Origin of the sequence: Thermomonospora umbrina (assembly GCF_003386555.1) — a bacterium.
GTDB lineage: Bacteria > Actinomycetota > Actinomycetes > Streptosporangiales > Streptosporangiaceae > Thermomonospora > Thermomonospora umbrina.
Window position 1 is genome coordinate 3,187,242 of sequence record NZ_QTTT01000001.1, and the last position, 14,687, is coordinate 3,201,928.

Consider the following 14,687-nt stretch of genomic DNA (forward strand, 5'->3'; position numbering starts at 1 on the left):
GTGTCGGCGGCCCGATGTCCCGTGGACGTGCGATCCGTCCGCTGTGCCGTTCCTTTACCTCTTTACCGTGGTGAGGTCACCATGCATGTTCTGCGGCTGTGCTCGGTGTTCGAGGCGCCGGCCACTGCGCTGATCGGTCACGGCGTGCGCTTCGACCCGATCGGCGGGATGCAGAGCCACACGGCGCACCTCACCCGGGCCCTCGATCAGCGCGGGGTCCGGCAGACGGTGGTGACGACCCGACCGCCGACCGCTCCCGCGCGGGCGCGGTTCGGGAGGCACGCGGTGGTGCAGCGGTACGGGCTTCCTTTATCGGTGTGCCGGCAGCTCTACGCGGTCCCCGTGTGGTGGCGGCTGCCGGAGTTGGCGCAGGGCGTCGACCTGGTGCACGCCCATCTGGGTGAGGACCTGGCCATGGTGCCGTTGGCGGTACGGGTCGCCGCGCGGGCGCGGGCCCCGCTCGTGGTGACGGTCCACTGCAGCCTGCGGCACACCCTGCGGATCGTCGAACCCCGTTCGGTGCTGCTCAAGACGTTCGGCGCGGCGTTGCAGCACCACGGGCTGAAGAAGGCGGACGCGGTCATCGTCCTCACCGAACGGCTCAAGCCCCTCGTGCCGGGCGACAACGTCCATGTCATCCCGCCGGGTGTCGGGGTGGGGTTCCGGCGGCAGGCGTCGGTGAGCGGGCGGGCCGCCTTGGCCGACGTGGGGCGGCCCCGGGTCGCGTTCGTGGGGAGGCTGCGCGCCCAGAAGGGCGTCGACACCCTGCTGCGGGCCTTCGCGCTGCTCGGGGCGTCCGGGGGACGACTCGTCATCGTGGGGGACGGCCCGGAGCGCGCACGGCTGGAGGCGCTCGCGGCGCGGCTCGGCGTGGCCGGTCGGGTCAGTTTCCTCGGGTTCGTGCCGCACGAGACCGTCCCGGCCCTGTTGCGGGAGATGGACGTGCTCGTGCTGCCCTCGCGTTACGAAGAACTCGGCTCGGTGCTGCTGGAGGCGATGTACTGCCGCGTCCCGGTGGTGGCCACCCAGGTCGGCGGCGTTCCCCACCTCATCCGGCACGGTCACAACGGGCTGCTGGTGCCGTCCGGCTCGCCCGCGCGGCTGGCGGACACCCTGCGGCGGCTGCTCGTCAAGCCGGGCCTGGGCGAGGCCCTGGCCGACGAGGCCAGGCGGTCGGCGCAGGACGTCATGTGGGATCGGCTGGTCCACCGCGTCCTCGACGTCTACGGCTCGGTCCTGCCCGAGAGCGCGCTCCCGCGCCCCACCGCTCTGCGGGCCGGCCGGTCGTCCGGCTGAGCCCGGGCTCAGCGGCTCGCGAGGCGGGACCGTTGGGCGTGCTCGACCAGCGTGATGAGGACGTCGCGGCCGGATTCGCGGTCGCGGGCGTCGCACAGGACGATCGGGATGGCCGGGCCGACGTTGAGCGCCAGATGCACCTCGTCCAGGTCGTACCGGCGGGCGCCCTCGAAACAGTTGACGGCCACGATGAACGGGGTGCCGCGCCGTTCGAAGTAGTCGATCGCGGGGAAGCAGTCGGCCAGCCGCCGGGTGTCGGCGAGGACGACCGCGCCGAGCGCCCCCAGGGACAGCTCGTCCCACATGAACCAGAACCGCTCCTGCCCCGGCGTGCCGAACAGGTACAGCACCAGCTCCGGGGTGATGCTGATGCGGCCGAAGTCCAGCGCGACGGTGGTGGCGTCCTTGCCCTCGACGCCGGCCGTGTCGTCGACGCCGAGGCCGCGGTCGGTGAGCGACTCCTCGGTGCGCAGCGGCGGGGTCTCCGAGACGGCGCCGACGAGGGTGGTCTTGCCCGCGCCGAAGCCCCCGGCGATGACGATCTTGATCGCGGTGGGCAGCCTGCGGGCGGGCGGCGGGTCAGAGGGCGCGGAGGCCAACGAGGATCTCCCGGTAGAGGTTCAGATCGGCGACCTTGGGATCGGTCGGCTGCTCGACGGTGACCCGGCCCTCGTCCAGCAGGTCGCCGAGCAGGACGCGGATCACCCCGAGCGGCAGCCCGTGCCCGTCGCCGTCGGTCCCGTCGTGGAACGGCCGCCGCTCCGCCGGCAGGACCGAGCGGCCGAACGCGGCGGCGATCTCGGCGACGGACCGCGGCTCCCGGCAGAGCCGCAGGATCTCCCGATGCTCGGGCCCCAGCGCGCGCCGATCGTCGCCGCCCTGCGCGTCGACGCCCGTGGAGACCACCTGCGCGGCGGCGTCCAGACGTCCTCGGGGGGCGGCGGCCCGGCCGCCGGTGACCACGTACGGGCGGACCAGCGGCCCGGCATCGTTGCCGGGCGGGCGCGGCGGGTCGCCGTCGAGGGGCATGTGAGGTTCCTTCGCGGAGAGGTCAGCCGGGCCCCTCGTCGCCCTCGAAGGGCTGGGAGGGCTCGGGGTCTTCGGGGCGGTTCTTCTGGGCGTCGGCGCGGCCGCGTCGGGTGCCCCGCTGGTAGCTGCCGACGATGCGGCGGATCTCCTCGGGGCTCCGCACGTCCAGCGGCCGTTCGTCGTCCGCCGGGGCCGGTGGGTCGGTGCGCAACTGCGGCGCCAGGTGCTCCTGCGGCTGCCGGATGGGCAGCCCGCCCGGAGTCTCCTCGACGCTCTCCGCCGGGTGTTCCGGCGGCGTCCCGTTCACCCGCTGCGGAACGTCCGCAGCGGCGTCCGGCCGCGCGGGAACGGGCCCGGCGGGGCGGGTCAGCAGCGCCACGTTCCCGCCGGTGTCGCCGACGTGGACGCCTTGGACGGCGGGCACCCCGTCGGTGGTGATCACGACGTCGTCGTCGACCAGGATGTCGTGCGGGAGGAGCACCACGGCGGAGATCCCCCCGTACGGGGAGCGTTGGAGCGACACCGCCATGGCGTGCCTGCTCGCGTGCATGCCCACGATGAAGAACCCGAGCTGGTCGCCGGGCACCAGGTCGAACGCCGGTCGTTCCCTGAGCCGTTCGTTGGCGGCGGCGATCTGGTCCTCGGACATGCCCAGGCCCCGGTCGACGATCTCGATCGCGTAGCCGTTGGCGACCGACTGCCCCCCGACGGTGACGTCGGAGTTGGAGAAGCGCAGCCCGTTCTCCATCAGCTCGGCCAGCACCCGGACGACGTCCAGGTAGGCGCGCCCGGCCAGGCGGGGGCCGGTCATGTCGAGCGTGTTGAGGGCGACCCGCTGGTAGCCCTCGATCTCGCTCATCGCGCCCCGGACCACGTCGATCATCGGGACCGGACGCCGGAACCGACGCGACGGCGACTCGCCGGAGAGCTGGATGAGGTTCTCGGAGTACCGGCGCATCCGGGCGGCCAGATGGTCGATGCGGTAGAGGGCCTCCATCTCGGTCTCGGTGAGGTCCTCGCGGCGTTCCATCTCGTCGATGTGCTTGAGCATCTGGAGCACCAGCGACTGGGTGCGGCGCGCCCGCGACACCAGCACCTGACGGAACCCGGCCCGCAGCTCGGCCTGCAGGACGGCGGCCTTGACGGCGGTCTCCTGGGCGAGGTTGAACGCCTTGCCCACCCGGCCGATCTCGTCGTCGCCGAACCGCAGCGCGGGCGCCTCGGCCGAGATGTCGACCTTCTCGCCGCGTCCGATGCGCTCCACCACCCTGGGGAGCCGTTCGGTGGCCAGCTCCGTCGCGGCGGTGCGCAGCCTCTCCAACTGCCGGACCAGCGTGCGCAGCGTGCTGACGGACACCAGCGAGGCGACCAGCGCGACGAGGCCGAGCCCGCCGGCGAGCGCCAGCCGCAGGAGCACACCCGCCGCCGTGGGCGCCGCCCGCTCGACGATCTCGTCGCCGCCGGCGCGGACCATCTCCTCCAGCCGCGCCAGGACGGGCTCGGTCGCCTGGTCCCACTGCGCCGCCGTCACGAGCAGCCGGGTGCCGCCCCGGCTCCGCAGGGTGACGTGGTCCTCCAGGGCGGACAGCCGGGCGAACTCGGGCCCGCGGACCAGACGGTCGTAGGCGGCCCGGACACCCGGCGGCAGCGTGGCGACCATCTCGGCGCGCAGGTGACGCTGGGTGTGCACGAGCCCGACGAACTGGGCGTACTCGCCGGTGCCGAACCTGCCCGCGGTCAGCGCCCCGCTCAGCAGGGCGTCCTCGCGCGCCATCACCTCCCGGGCCCGCCGCAGCGACACCAGGGCGTGCCCGTCACGGGCGATGCCCTGCTCGTCGACACCGCTCGCGTTGGACCGCACGACGGTGAAGGCCGCGTCGATGACCCGGTCGAACGGCCGGGCGGCCGCGGACCGGCTCACCAGGCCCCGGTCGATGGCGCGACGGCCGGTGGGGAGGGTGTCGAGGCGTCGGACGACGTCGTCGACATGGCGACGCAACTCGTCCCCGGTGCCCCATATCCCGGTGGCCGACGTGCGGAAATGCGCGACGGCCCGATCGGAACGCAGGCGCAGCCGGGCCAGCTCGGCGGCCCTGCCCCGGTCGGCGAGGCCGACCAGCGACAGCTTGCGCTCGTCCTGCAGCGCCGTGACGAGCTCGGTCGCGGGGCGGGCCACCCGGTCGTCCAGCCGGGCCACGTTCAGCAGGTTCAGCGCGTCCCGGGTGGGCATCCAGGCCGCGCACGCCCACAGCAGCGCCAACGACACCAGCATCGCGGTGATCTTGGATCTCAGGCTCCACTGACGGAGTCGGCGCGGCATCACCGGAGCACAGTAGCAACGGCGAATCGGTCGCCTCCGTGGAATACCGACACATGTCAGGCGGGTCACGGAGACGTCGAAAGAGCCGTGCCCGCGGCCATGGGGCCACGGGCACGGCGGGTGCCGAGGTCGTACGGGCCGGGGCTCCTACAGTCCGTCGGCGTAGTTGTAGAGGTTCCAGACGTCACCGCTGAAGTACGGGCTCCAGAGGGTGGTCCGGCCGGCGTTGGTCGTGCTGCTGGTGCCGTTGATGTAGCCCAGCCCCGAGGAGTTGTCGTACCCGTACAGCCAGGGGCCGCCGCTCACGCCGCGGGTGAGCGGGCAGGGCATCGAGATGCGGTTGCCGGACGGGGAGGTCGTCCCCTGGCAGTAGTACTGGTGCGTCCCCGGGTACGGAGCCTCGGCGGGGTAGCCGAGGATCGTCATGAAGCGGGACTTGGACTGGCCGGTCTGCAGCCCGTGGCCGCCGACGGCGTTGACGATCTGCTGCCCGTTGAGGTCGTGGACCTTCACGAAGCCCACGTCGTAGTCGAAGTTGCTGTTCTGGGTCCAGCCGGTGAAGCTGACCAGGTTGCGGGCGCTCCAGGTGCCGCGGTCGCCGTGGCCGTAGTAGGGCGCGACCACCCAGTTCTGGTGCCACGCCCCGCCCGCGCCGCCGTGCACGCAGTGGCCCGCGGTGCTGACCAGCCGCTTGGAGTTGCTGTTGACCGTTCCGGCGGAGCACACGTAGTTGCGGCCGTCCACGGCGTTGCGGAAGAACACCTTGCCCACCGCGGTGCTGGCCGAGACGTCGTCGTCGCTCCCGGCGACGGTCCCGCGCGCCGGTGACCGCTTGACGCGGTCGGCGGCGCTGACGGCGGGGGCCGCCGGGGGCGCCTCGTTCGGGGTGCCCTCGGGGGCGGTGGACGGCGCGCCCGTGGTGCGGCGGGGCGCCTTCACCGGGATCGCGTTGCGCATCCGTTCAGGGGTCCAGTACGCCTTGATGGCCTGGTCGGCGGATAGGGACCGTTCGGTCATGGAGCTGCGGACGTCGGTGCTGACGGGCGCCTGCACCGCCTCGATCGCCCCGGGCCGCGGGGCCTGGGCCGTCGGGGCGGCCTGGGCCGCCGTGGCCGCACCGGCCAGGGCGGTGGCGCCCACCACCGCGGCGGCCAGGCCGCCGAGGAAAACGCGCGGAAGGGAATTCTGCATTCGTCGCATCCCGTTGCCTCTCTGTGAGGAGCCGAACACAAAGCACAGCTTCGGCGCGGAATGGGGCGATCCGCCAGAGCGTTGTCCGGTCTCGGCCAGACTTATTGTCAATGCTGTGTTAAAGCGCAATTTGCCATATCATCCCAGCTCATCGAGGGTGCGGGAAGCGTGACCGAGGCGTATCAACGCTCTGTCATTGACGAAATATCGATCCTCTGTTATTCACCGTTCCGTCTCGCGGAACGGCACCGGTACAAGGGCGATTATTGCGACATTTCCCTCGGTGGGGTCGATGGGGGCCGACCGATATGACTCCCTGGGCCGCGTGCGTAACGAACGGGCCCCGAACCCGCTGAAACAGATGAGTATCTGAGCAGAACGGACGCCGTCGCCGCCGGGAGGACACGTGGACCCTTGGAACGTCACGGGATTCGTCGAGGTGCGCGAGCTCGGTCGGGGCGGCCAGGGCAGGGTGGTGCTGGCCCTGCACGCCGACTCCCGCACCCCGGTCGCGATCAAGTACCTCAACGCCGAGGCCGGGACCACCGGACGTGAGGCCCTGGAGCGCGAGGCGACCATGCTCGGTCGGGTCCAGGACCCGCACGTCGCCAGGCTCTACCGGCTGGTCAAGGGCGACCACGGCACCGCGATCGTGATGGAGGCCGTGGACGGGGTGCCGCTCAAGGCGATCCTGGCCCGGTACGAGGTGCTCGAACCCGAGGCCGCGCTCCTGGTCCTCAAGGGCTCGCTGCTGGGTCTGGCCGCCGCGCACGAGGTCGGGGTGGTCCACCGCGACTACAAGCCCGCCAACGTGGTCGTCCGGGCCGATGGGCTGAGCAAGCTCATCGACTTCGGCATCGCCGCCCCCGCCGGGCGGGGTTCCCGGGCGGGCACGGCGCACTACATGGCCCCCGAGCAGTGGAACGGCGAGCCGGCCGTCCCGGCCACCGATGTCTACGCCGCGACCTGCGTGTTCTTCGAGTGCGTCTCCGGCCGGCGGCCGTACCCCCGCGACCGCCGGGAGGCGATCATGGCGGGTCACCTGACCGCCGACGTCCCGGTGGAGCAGGTGCCCGAGCCGTTGCGCGGCCTCGTCGCCCGGGGCATGGCCAAGGACGTCGGCGACCGTCCTGCGGACGCCGCGGGCTTCGCCGCCGAGCTGGAGGAGACCGCCGCCGCCGCGTACGGGCCCGAATGGGAGGACCGGGGCCTGCGCGCCCTGGCACTGGCGGCGTCCGGCCTGGCCTCGTTGTTCCCCCTGACCGCCGCCGGGCTCACCCAGGGGGGCGGTTTCGCGCCGGCCGTACGGACGGCGGCGCAGGGGGCCAAGGGCACGGGCACGAAGGCCGTGGTCGTCAAGGCGGTCGCGGCCGGCGTGGCGGTGGCGGCGATCGCCACCGTCGCGGTCGCCTACGCCATCGTCGACCGCGAGTCCCCGGCCGCCAGGGAGCAGACCGTACGGGCTCAGCCCACCGGGGACCCCACGGGAGGTGCTTCACCCGGCTCTGGGCTCGCCGGGAGCTACGGGATGCCCAAGGGGACGATCGACCCGCCCGCCACCACCGCCAACGCGGCCGACCCGCTGTTCAAGATCGCCGGCTACTTCGCCAGGGAGGAGAACGCGATCACGGTCACTCCGAAGGCCGGCTGCACCGGTCCGACGTGCGACCTCGTCGTTCGCGGCTGGACCGTCCTGCTGCCCAAGGAGCGCGTCAAGCACGACGTTCCCCTGCGGCGTCGAGACGACGGCTCGTATCGTTCGGCCAACGACCTCGGCCCGAGCCTGGAGCTCCGGTCGTTCACGGTCGTCGACGGCCGGGTCACCGCCTTCACCCTGATCCTGCGCATCGCCCAGAAGATCACGGTCACCTGGCGCGCGACCCGGAGCTGACAGCCGGGAGGATCAGATCCGGCCGTTGCGGCGCAGCACGTCGAGGGCCTGGACGCTCGCGTACCCGCGCCAGTCGAGCGAGCCCGCCGGAGAGATCTTGAGGTAATCCACCGTCCAGCCCCCGTCGCCCTGCTGCAGCGCCTCCAACCGGTCGAGGTCGGCGGAGATCACCTCCGGCCCGAACAGCTCCCGCGCGGGACGACCGGGCCGGGGCGCGAAGTCCAGCGGGTGCAGCGCCTCCTCCTCGGTGCCGCCCTCGACGTGGACGCGGCCGTCGGCGGGGATGTACTCGCCGAGCCGCCGCAGCAGCATCTCGGCCACCTCGGGCCGCAGATCGTGGACGGCGTCCAGGAAGCGCACCGCGAACGCCAGCACATACGCGAACGGGGCCTCGTCGAGCGCCTCGATCGCGGTCAGGCAGTGGTCGATGGCCAGGGTGAGCCAGGGATGGGCGGCGACCGCCGGGTCGTGGACGGCGACGCGGAGCGCCGCCGCCGCGCTCACCGAGGTGATCTGCAACGACGAGGCCGTCGGGTCCGCGCCCTGCCACCAGGGCCCGGAGCCCGCCGTGGTGGTCAGCGGCAGCGCGAACGGGAGACCCCCGTCGGGCAGCGTCACCGACTCCAGCCAGTCGCACAGCGCCAGGGCCTGCGACGCGGTCGCCGGGGCGATCTCCTCCAGCACCTCGAAGGCGTGCAGCGCCGCACCGGTCTGGCTCTCCGGGGAGCGGAGGTCGGGCTCCAGGCCCCACCCATAGCCCCCGTCCGGATTGCGGTAAGCGTCGAGGGCGGCCAGGACGGCGTCGGGGCCGGCGCGGCCCATGAGCAGTTCGTGGCGACGGCGGTCCAGCACCCGCGCGTGGGTGGCCATGAAGGCGTCGGCGGCGGCGAGGTCGATTCTCATGAGTTCTTCCCCCGTGGGTTCGCGTACGGCGATTCGCCGTTCACAGCGTCCACCGCCGCGCATCGGGGCGTCTTGTAGGAAACGGACACGGTGTGCCGCACCGGGGCGGCACACCGGTCCTCGTCGTCGGCCCGGCGTCAGATCCGGTCGAGGTGGTTACGCCATACATAACCACCCTTGAACTTGGGATCCTGGACGAGTTTCACCCAGTGCCTCTTGCCCTTGCCCGGGATCGTGCACGTACCGAAGAGCGGCCTCGTGCGCCTGGGCGAGATGTAGGCGAAGGCCTTGTACTTCTTGCCCGGCCCGACCCGCACCGGGATCTTCTTCCTGGAGGACACCGAGTACCGGCAGATCCTGTTCTGCGAGGCGGAGACCTCGGAGTCGGTGGTCGTCGTCGCGCTCGCCGTGGTGCCGACCCCGAGCCCGCCGAACAGTACGGCGGTGGCCGCCGAGGCGACGGCGATGCGTATCTTGCGATCCATGAGTGAACCCCCCGTTGGGATACATGGGTGTAATCCACACATGCCCCTGTAATCGGTCGACTACTCGGCGGATAGGCCAGATCAAGGGTTTCTTGGCACATCACTCATATGCCGATTACTCACCGGACCCACCGTTCGGCCCTTCATGGCACCGAAACGCGACATCCCCACCGCCGTGTACGACCGCGGTGGGGATGTCGAGCACGGTTTTTCGGGGTCAGCAGTACTTCCAGTCGCCCTTGCTGCCCCACGAGCACGAGTCCGCGAGGCTGCCGTTCGGGAACCGCAGGTAGGCGGTGTCGCCGGTGTTGTTCCACACGTACCAGGACCGGCCCCAGTAGCGGGTCTTGGAGGTGTTGGAGCCCTTGCCGGTGCGGACCGTGACCGTCGCGCCGGCCCTCAGGGTGAAGGTTCCGAAGGTGTAGACGAAGCCGTTCTTGTCGCGGAGCCGCCAGTTCTTGAGCTGCCGGGCCTTGGAGCCCTTGTTCTTGATCTGCACCCACTCGGCGTTCAGGCTGCTGTTGGAGCCGGTGTCCTTGCCCGGCGAGTCGTAGTAGACCCGGTAGATCTGGATGGCGCCGGCGGCCTCGGCGGCGGTGGGGGCGAGGACGACGGCGGCTGCGGCACCGGCCGCGACCGCCGTGGAGATGAGTCGGGTACGCATGCGGTGAACCCTAGGGATTTCCCCACAACGTGAACGGGTGACTCGTTAGTAGGACATGTCCGCATAAGGCCAGCCCACGCGGTAAACCGATGCCCGACGCTACTTCTCCAGGGACGGGGTCTGTTCTTCGTGATGCCGCGACTCGCCGTCGCCATGCGGGGAGACGGGCTCGCGCAGATCGCGGATGAACCAGCGGTTGAGGCCGAGGCGGACCCGGCTCATGCGGCCCCGGGCCTCCGGCGGGGCGATGCCCTCGCGGTCGGGGCGGCCCAAGGGGAGGGCGGTGGGAAGGCGCTCGTCGGTGAGGGGCGCGGCGGCCTCCTTCGACAGGTGCACCTCGAGCTCGCTGTACCTGCCGTCGGGCGCCAGCATGATGACGCCGGTCTCCAGCCCGTGCTCCAGCAGGAACCGGTCGCGTCGTTGCAGGCCGAGGCACATCCGTTGGGCGACGATGAAGCCGATGACCGGGCCCACGAAGATGGCGATCCGGAAGAACCAGGTGGTGGCGAACAGCGGGATGTGGAACGTGTGGGCGATGATGTCGTTCGCGCCGGCGATCCAGAGCAGCCCGTAGAAGACCATCCCGGCGACGCCGATGCCCGTGCGCACCGGCACGTCGCGCGGCCGGTCGAGCAGGTGGTGCGTGGCGTGGTCGCCGGTGACCCAGCGTTCGAGGAACGGGTACACGGCCAGGCCCGTGAACAGCACCCCCGGCACCACCAACGCCGGGATGAGCACGTTCATCGGGAACGTGTAGCCCCACAGGTTGAACTCCCAGTTGGGCATCAACCGCAGCGAGCCCTCCAGGAAGCCCATGTACCAGTCGGGCTGCGAGCCGGCGCTGATGGCCCCCGGATCGTACGGCCCGTACAGCCACACGGGGTTCACCTGCGCGAACGTGGCGAGCAGGATGATCACCGCGAACGTCCAGAGCTGGTACGCCACCGTCTTGCCGACGAACACGGGGAAGAACGGATACCCCTTCTGGGTCTCGTTGCTGCTGCCCCGCCCCGGGAACTGGGTGTGCGTCTGGTGCCAGGTCAGCACCACCGCGTGCAGCGGGATCAGCGCGGCCAGGATGCCCGGGATCAACAGCACGTGAATGCTGAACAGCCGGGGGATGATCTCCTCGCCGGGGAACTCGCCGCCGAACAGGAACATCGTCGCGTACGACCCCACCAGCGGCAGTCCCAGCAGCACGCCCTCCAGGATGCGCAGCCCGGTGCCCGACAGCAGGTCGTCCGGCAGCGAGTAGCCGAACAGCCCGTTCAGCAGCACCAGGATGAACAGCGTCACCCCGATCAGCCAGTTCAGCTCACGGGGCTTGCGGAACGCGCCGGTGAAGAAGTTCCGCAGCATGTGGATGAGGATCGCCGCCAGGAACAGCACGGTGGCCCAGTGGTGGATCTGCCGCACCAGCAGCCCGCCCCGGATGTCGAACGAGATGTGCAGGGTGGACGCGTACGCCTCCGACATCTGCACGCCGCGCAGCTTGGCGTACGAGCCCTCGTAGATCATCTGGGTGGCGCTGGGCTTGAAGAACAGGGTCAGGAACACGCCGGTCAGCAGGATGATGACGAACGAGTACAGCGCGATCTCGCCGAGCAGGAAGCTCCAGTGGTCGGGGAACGCCTTCTTGATGGCCTTGGCGCCGAACTTCGCGCCCCCGAACCGGTCGTCGATGGCCCGCCCGGTCGCGCCGAGCGCTCGCGGGGTCCGCCCCGGTCGCCGCGGAGTGGTCACGCTCATCCCTCCTGACCTGGGAATACGCGGCGACCCGTACCCGACGCTCCGTGTCGTCAACACCACTTTCAGTGACCGTTGCCAGAGCTTCGATCAATCGGGAGGGGGTTCGGGGCCCCCGCCCCGGGTAGGGGCCGTTCCCAGGCACTTTCCATGGAGGCAGCCATGACCACGCCTTCCGGAACCGAACAGCCCGTCCCGAAGCCGCCGGAGGCCGTCGCGGGCGCGGCCCACGACGCCGCCGACGACGAGCCCGTTCCGCCGGTCCCCTCGGAAGGGGGCCGGGGCATGACGGGCAACACCAGCCACCGTCCGGAGGAGTTCAACCCCGACGACTTCGAGTGAACGCGCCTCGGGTCAGACGGCCTTGAGGTACCCGCCGTCGACCGCGAGATCGGCGCCCGTGGTGCCGGCCGAACGGGGCGAGGCCAGCAGGACCACCGCGTCGGCGACCTCCTGCGGGTCGACGAGCCGACCGGTGACCAGGCCCATCATCTCCGGCACCAGGCTGTCCATCACCGTGTCGCGGTCGCTGCCGGCGCGCTCGGCGATGATGTCGGCGACGCCGCCCTCGTCGGTCCACCAGGCCGTGCGGACCGGCCCGGGGGAGACGGTGTTGACGCGGACGCCCTGAGACCCGAACTCCACCGCCACGACCTTGGCCATGTTGGTGAGGGCCGCCTTGGCCGCCCCGTAGTCGACGTTCATCGACGAAGGCTGCCGGGCGTTGACGGACGAGATGTTGACGATCGAGCCGCCGCCCCGTTCGATCAGGTGCGGCAGCGCGGCGCGGATCGTGCGGACCACCGAGAACAGGTTGAACTCGAACACGTCCCGCCACTCCTCGTCGCCGGCGTCCAGGAACGAGGTGCGCGGCAGCGTCACGCCGGGCGGCGGGCCGCCGGCGTTGTTGACCAGGATGTCCAGCGCGCCGAACTCGGCCACCGCGGTGGCGATGATCTGGGCGGGCGCGTCCGGGTCCATCAGGTCGACCGGCACGTGGCGCAGGTTCGGGCCGGCGAGCGCGTCGAGGTCGGGGGTCGGCTTGCGGGAGGTCGCGACGACCCGGACCCCCTCGTCGAGCAGCGTGCGGACCACCGCCAGACCGATGCCCTTGGAAGCGCCGGTGACCACGGCGACCCGACCCGAGAGCTGCATGTCCATGGTTGTCTCCCCGTTTCTCAGAGCCCCTGTCCGGGGCGACCGATCACCACGCTAACCAGCGGCGACACCCTTCCTCCGGCGGAGATCGGACCTGTATGAGCAGCGGGAATCGGACCTCGTTCAGCGGGTGGGGCGGCGCAGGACGCGGGGACGGACCCGGCCGAGGCCCTGGAGGGGGCGGGGCCGCAGGCCGGAGATGTCGTAGCCCTCGCCGTCGAGCACGGCCGCCAACTCGCGGTCCACGAGGACGGTGCCCGGGTACGCGATGGAGGTCAGCCGGGCCGCGAGGTTGACGGGGGTGCCGAAGTAGTCGCCGAGTCGCAGGATCAGCTCCCCGTACGCGAGGCCGGCGCGGACCTGGGGGAAGTCCGGGTCGGACTCGCACCGCCCGGCGAGCTGAAGCGCGATCTCGGCGGCGATGCGGGGGTCGTCGGCGACGAAGAAGACCTCGTCGCCCAGCGTCTTGACGAGTTGGCCGCCCAGGTCGGCGATCACCTCGGAGGCGGTGGTCTCGAAGCGCTCGACGAACTCGGCCAGCTCGTCGCCGTCCATCCGGCGGCTCAGCCGGGTGAACGAGACCACGTCGGCGAACCCGGCGGCCATCAGGGCGACACCGCTGGTGGGGTCGGCGGTGGAGGCGGCGGTGGCGTTCACCGACCGCAGGCCGGCGGCGGCGAGCTGGCGGCGCCAGCCGTGCAGCAGCAGGCTCTCGAAGCGGGGCCGCAGCTCCTCGGTGGCCGACAGGGCGAGCGCGACCAGGTCCTCGGTGATGGGCTCGTCCGGCGGGAGGTCCTCGCCCAGCCGGCGCAGCCAGGCCCCGCCGAGCCAGCTCGCCAGCCGGCCCATCGTCTGGCCGACGGCGCGCGACAGTTGCAGCACCATGTCCTCGTCGACCAGATCGCTCTCCAGCAGTTCGCCGATCTCGCGGAGCGCGGTCATGTCCTGGTCGGTGAAGGCCACATGGTCGTCCTCGGGCGTGGGGAAGCCGAGCGCCCGCCAGATCCGCACCCCGAGGTCGAGCGGGATGCCGGACAGCTCCTCGATCTCGGCGCTGGTGTACCGCAGCGGGCCGCCCAGCAGGGCCTCCTCGATCTTCTGCACGTCCAGCCGCGCTGCTGTCATGATGAAACCCTTCGCCGATGACTGTGCCATGGTTTGATGGCACAATCATCGAGCGTAAGATCGGAGCGGTCAAGGGAAAGGGCGAATCACCGGTATGGCCGACCACCGAATCGACGAGTTGGCCCACGCGGCCGGCACCACGGTGCGCAACATCCGGGCCTATCAAGATCGCGGTCTGTTGCCCCCGCCCCGGCTCGAGGGCCGGGTGGGCTTCTACGACGACAACCATCTGGCCCGGCTGCGGGTGATCGGCAACCTGCTGTCCCGGGGCTACACGTTCGCCATCATCAAGGAACTGCTGGGCGCGTGGGAGCAGGGCAAGGACGTCAGCGAGGTCCTCGGCCTGGAGAAGGTCCTCACCGACCCCTGGTCGGACGAGATCCCCGGGCACGCCAGCGTCGAGGAGCTGATCGCCACGTTCGGCCAAGGGTTGGACGAGCCCGAGGTCCGGCGGTTCGTGAACCGCGCCGTGGAGATCGGCCTGATCGAGCCGGACGGCGACGGCTTCCGGGTGCCGAGCCCGCGCCTGCTGCACGTCGGCGCGGAGCTGGTCGCCGCGGGCATCCCGCTGGACGCCGTCCTGGAGATCGCCGAGCAGATCCGCATCGACTGCGACGTGATCGCCGGGCGCTTCGTGAACCTGGTGAACGAGCACGTCTTCGACCGACTCGGCCCGGACCCGCCCGACGGCGAGGAGATCCCGCAGCTCGCCGCCGTCGTCCGCCGGATGCGGCCGCTGGTGCGGATGGTCGTCGACCCGTTCATCGCCCGCGCCATGGAGGTCCGCGTCCAGGAGTCGCTGGGCGCGCGGCTGGAGCTGATCGCCGAGCACCTGGCGCAACCCGCCGAGGAGACCGGGTCCCGCTGAGGCCCGGCCCG

14 protein-coding genes are annotated in these 14,687 nt (G+C 71.3%); 4 read left to right on the forward strand and 10 right to left on the reverse strand.

The window, feature by feature from the left end:
- Window positions 1-81 precede the first annotated feature (81 nt).
- Complete coding sequence (locus DFJ69_RS14245; RefSeq protein WP_116022930.1) at window positions 82-1,296, forward strand: glycosyltransferase family 4 protein; 1,215 nt, start codon at window positions 82-84, stop codon at window positions 1,294-1,296.
- 8 nt (window positions 1,297-1,304) lie between these two features.
- On the opposite strand, the gene DFJ69_RS14250 is transcribed toward DFJ69_RS14245, so the two are convergent.
- The 4 genes from DFJ69_RS14250 to DFJ69_RS14265 all read right to left on the reverse strand — a co-directional run bounded on the left by DFJ69_RS14250 (window position 1,305) and on the right by DFJ69_RS14265 (window position 5,836).
- A complete protein-coding gene (locus tag DFJ69_RS14250) occupies window positions 1,305-1,895 on the reverse strand; it encodes a GTP-binding protein (RefSeq protein WP_116022931.1) in 591 nt (196 codons plus the stop codon).
- A complete protein-coding gene (locus DFJ69_RS14255; RefSeq protein WP_116022932.1) occupies window positions 1,876-2,325 on the reverse strand; it encodes a DUF742 domain-containing protein in 450 nt (149 codons plus the stop codon). The genes DFJ69_RS14250 and DFJ69_RS14255 overlap by 20 nt, the downstream gene beginning before the upstream one ends.
- A 22-nt stretch (window positions 2,326-2,347) precedes the next feature.
- Window positions 2,348-4,645, reverse strand: a complete 2,298-nt coding sequence (locus DFJ69_RS14260) for a sensor histidine kinase (RefSeq protein ID WP_116022933.1) — start codon at window positions 4,643-4,645, stop codon at window positions 2,348-2,350.
- Window positions 4,646-4,792: 147 nt separating this feature from the next.
- On the reverse strand, window positions 4,793-5,836 hold the full coding sequence (locus DFJ69_RS14265) for a trypsin-like serine peptidase (RefSeq protein ID WP_116022934.1): 1,044 nt from the start codon (window positions 5,834-5,836) through the stop codon (window positions 4,793-4,795).
- A 406-nt stretch (window positions 5,837-6,242) separates the two neighbouring features.
- Between DFJ69_RS14265 and DFJ69_RS14270 the strand changes: the two genes are divergently transcribed.
- Window positions 6,243-7,727 (forward strand): serine/threonine-protein kinase, encoded by a 1,485-nt coding sequence (locus DFJ69_RS14270; RefSeq protein WP_116022935.1) that lies wholly within the window; start codon window positions 6,243-6,245, stop codon window positions 7,725-7,727.
- Between the two features lie 12 nt (window positions 7,728-7,739).
- Here the strand turns inward: DFJ69_RS14270 and DFJ69_RS14275 are convergent, their stop codons facing one another.
- From DFJ69_RS14275 to qcrB, 4 genes are all read right to left on the reverse strand, one after another.
- Window positions 7,740-8,630: a prenyltransferase/squalene oxidase repeat-containing protein gene (locus DFJ69_RS14275; protein ID WP_116022936.1), complete on the reverse strand. Its 891-nt coding sequence runs from the start codon at window positions 8,628-8,630 to the stop codon at window positions 7,740-7,742.
- 137 nt (window positions 8,631-8,767) lie between these two features.
- The gene (locus DFJ69_RS14280) at window positions 8,768-9,115 is read right to left on the reverse strand and encodes a hypothetical protein (RefSeq protein ID WP_116022937.1); all 348 of its coding nucleotides are present in this window, start codon (window positions 9,113-9,115) and stop codon (window positions 8,768-8,770) included.
- Window positions 9,116-9,332: 217 nt separating this feature from the next.
- The gene (locus DFJ69_RS14285) at window positions 9,333-9,779 is read right to left on the reverse strand and encodes a lamin tail domain-containing protein (RefSeq protein WP_116022938.1); all 447 of its coding nucleotides are present in this window, start codon (window positions 9,777-9,779) and stop codon (window positions 9,333-9,335) included.
- Window positions 9,780-9,878: 99 nt separating this feature from the next.
- Window positions 9,879-11,528: a cytochrome bc1 complex cytochrome b subunit gene (gene qcrB / locus DFJ69_RS14290; protein WP_425453337.1), complete on the reverse strand. Its 1,650-nt coding sequence runs from the start codon at window positions 11,526-11,528 to the stop codon at window positions 9,879-9,881.
- A 159-nt stretch (window positions 11,529-11,687) separates the two neighbouring features.
- Here qcrB and DFJ69_RS14295 point away from each other — a divergent pair, with 159 nt between their 5' ends.
- Window positions 11,688-11,867 carry a hypothetical protein gene (locus DFJ69_RS14295; protein WP_116022939.1) on the forward strand — a complete coding sequence of 60 codons (180 nt, stop codon included), beginning with the start codon at window positions 11,688-11,690 and terminating at the stop codon, window positions 11,865-11,867.
- A 12-nt stretch (window positions 11,868-11,879) separates the two neighbouring features.
- Here the strand turns inward: DFJ69_RS14295 and DFJ69_RS14300 are convergent, their stop codons facing one another.
- Together DFJ69_RS14300 and DFJ69_RS14305 are read right to left on the reverse strand one after the other, a co-directional pair.
- Entirely contained in the window at window positions 11,880-12,686 is an 807-nt protein-coding gene (locus DFJ69_RS14300; protein WP_116022940.1) for an SDR family NAD(P)-dependent oxidoreductase, read from the reverse strand.
- A 120-nt stretch (window positions 12,687-12,806) separates the two neighbouring features.
- On the reverse strand, window positions 12,807-13,808 hold the full coding sequence (locus DFJ69_RS14305; protein ID WP_116022941.1) for an adenylate/guanylate cyclase domain-containing protein: 1,002 nt from the start codon (window positions 13,806-13,808) through the stop codon (window positions 12,807-12,809).
- A gap of 94 nt (window positions 13,809-13,902) precedes the next feature.
- Between DFJ69_RS14305 and DFJ69_RS14310 the strand changes: the two genes are divergently transcribed.
- A complete protein-coding gene (locus DFJ69_RS14310) occupies window positions 13,903-14,676 on the forward strand; it encodes a MerR family transcriptional regulator (protein WP_116022942.1) in 774 nt (257 codons plus the stop codon).
- The last annotated feature ends 11 nt before the right edge of the window (window positions 14,677-14,687 follow it).

Coding starts and splice junctions, on each gene's coding strand:
- DFJ69_RS14305 (WP_116022941.1), bottom strand. CDS start 13,808: ATGACAGCAGCGCGGCTGGACGTGCAGAAGATCGAGGAGGCCCTGCTG.
- DFJ69_RS14260 (WP_116022933.1), bottom strand. CDS start 4,645: ATGCCGCGCCGACTCCGTCAGTGGAGCCTGAGATCCAAGATCACCGCG.
- qcrB (WP_425453337.1), bottom strand. CDS start 11,528: ATGAGCGTGACCACTCCGCGGCGACCGGGGCGGACCCCGCGAGCGCTC.
- DFJ69_RS14265 (WP_116022934.1), bottom strand. CDS start 5,836: ATGCAGAATTCCCTTCCGCGCGTTTTCCTCGGCGGCCTGGCCGCCGCG.
- DFJ69_RS14275 (WP_116022936.1), bottom strand. CDS start 8,630: ATGAGAATCGACCTCGCCGCCGCCGACGCCTTCATGGCCACCCACGCG.
- DFJ69_RS14285 (WP_116022938.1), bottom strand. CDS start 9,779: ATGCGTACCCGACTCATCTCCACGGCGGTCGCGGCCGGTGCCGCAGCC.
- DFJ69_RS14295 (WP_116022939.1), top strand. CDS start 11,688: ATGACCACGCCTTCCGGAACCGAACAGCCCGTCCCGAAGCCGCCGGAG.
- DFJ69_RS14310 (WP_116022942.1), top strand. CDS start 13,903: ATGGCCGACCACCGAATCGACGAGTTGGCCCACGCGGCCGGCACCACG.
- DFJ69_RS14280 (WP_116022937.1), bottom strand. CDS start 9,115: ATGGATCGCAAGATACGCATCGCCGTCGCCTCGGCGGCCACCGCCGTA.
- DFJ69_RS14255 (WP_116022932.1), bottom strand. CDS start 2,325: ATGCCCCTCGACGGCGACCCGCCGCGCCCGCCCGGCAACGATGCCGGG.
- DFJ69_RS14300 (WP_116022940.1), bottom strand. CDS start 12,686: ATGGACATGCAGCTCTCGGGTCGGGTCGCCGTGGTCACCGGCGCTTCC.
- DFJ69_RS14245 (WP_116022930.1), top strand. CDS start 82: ATGCATGTTCTGCGGCTGTGCTCGGTGTTCGAGGCGCCGGCCACTGCG.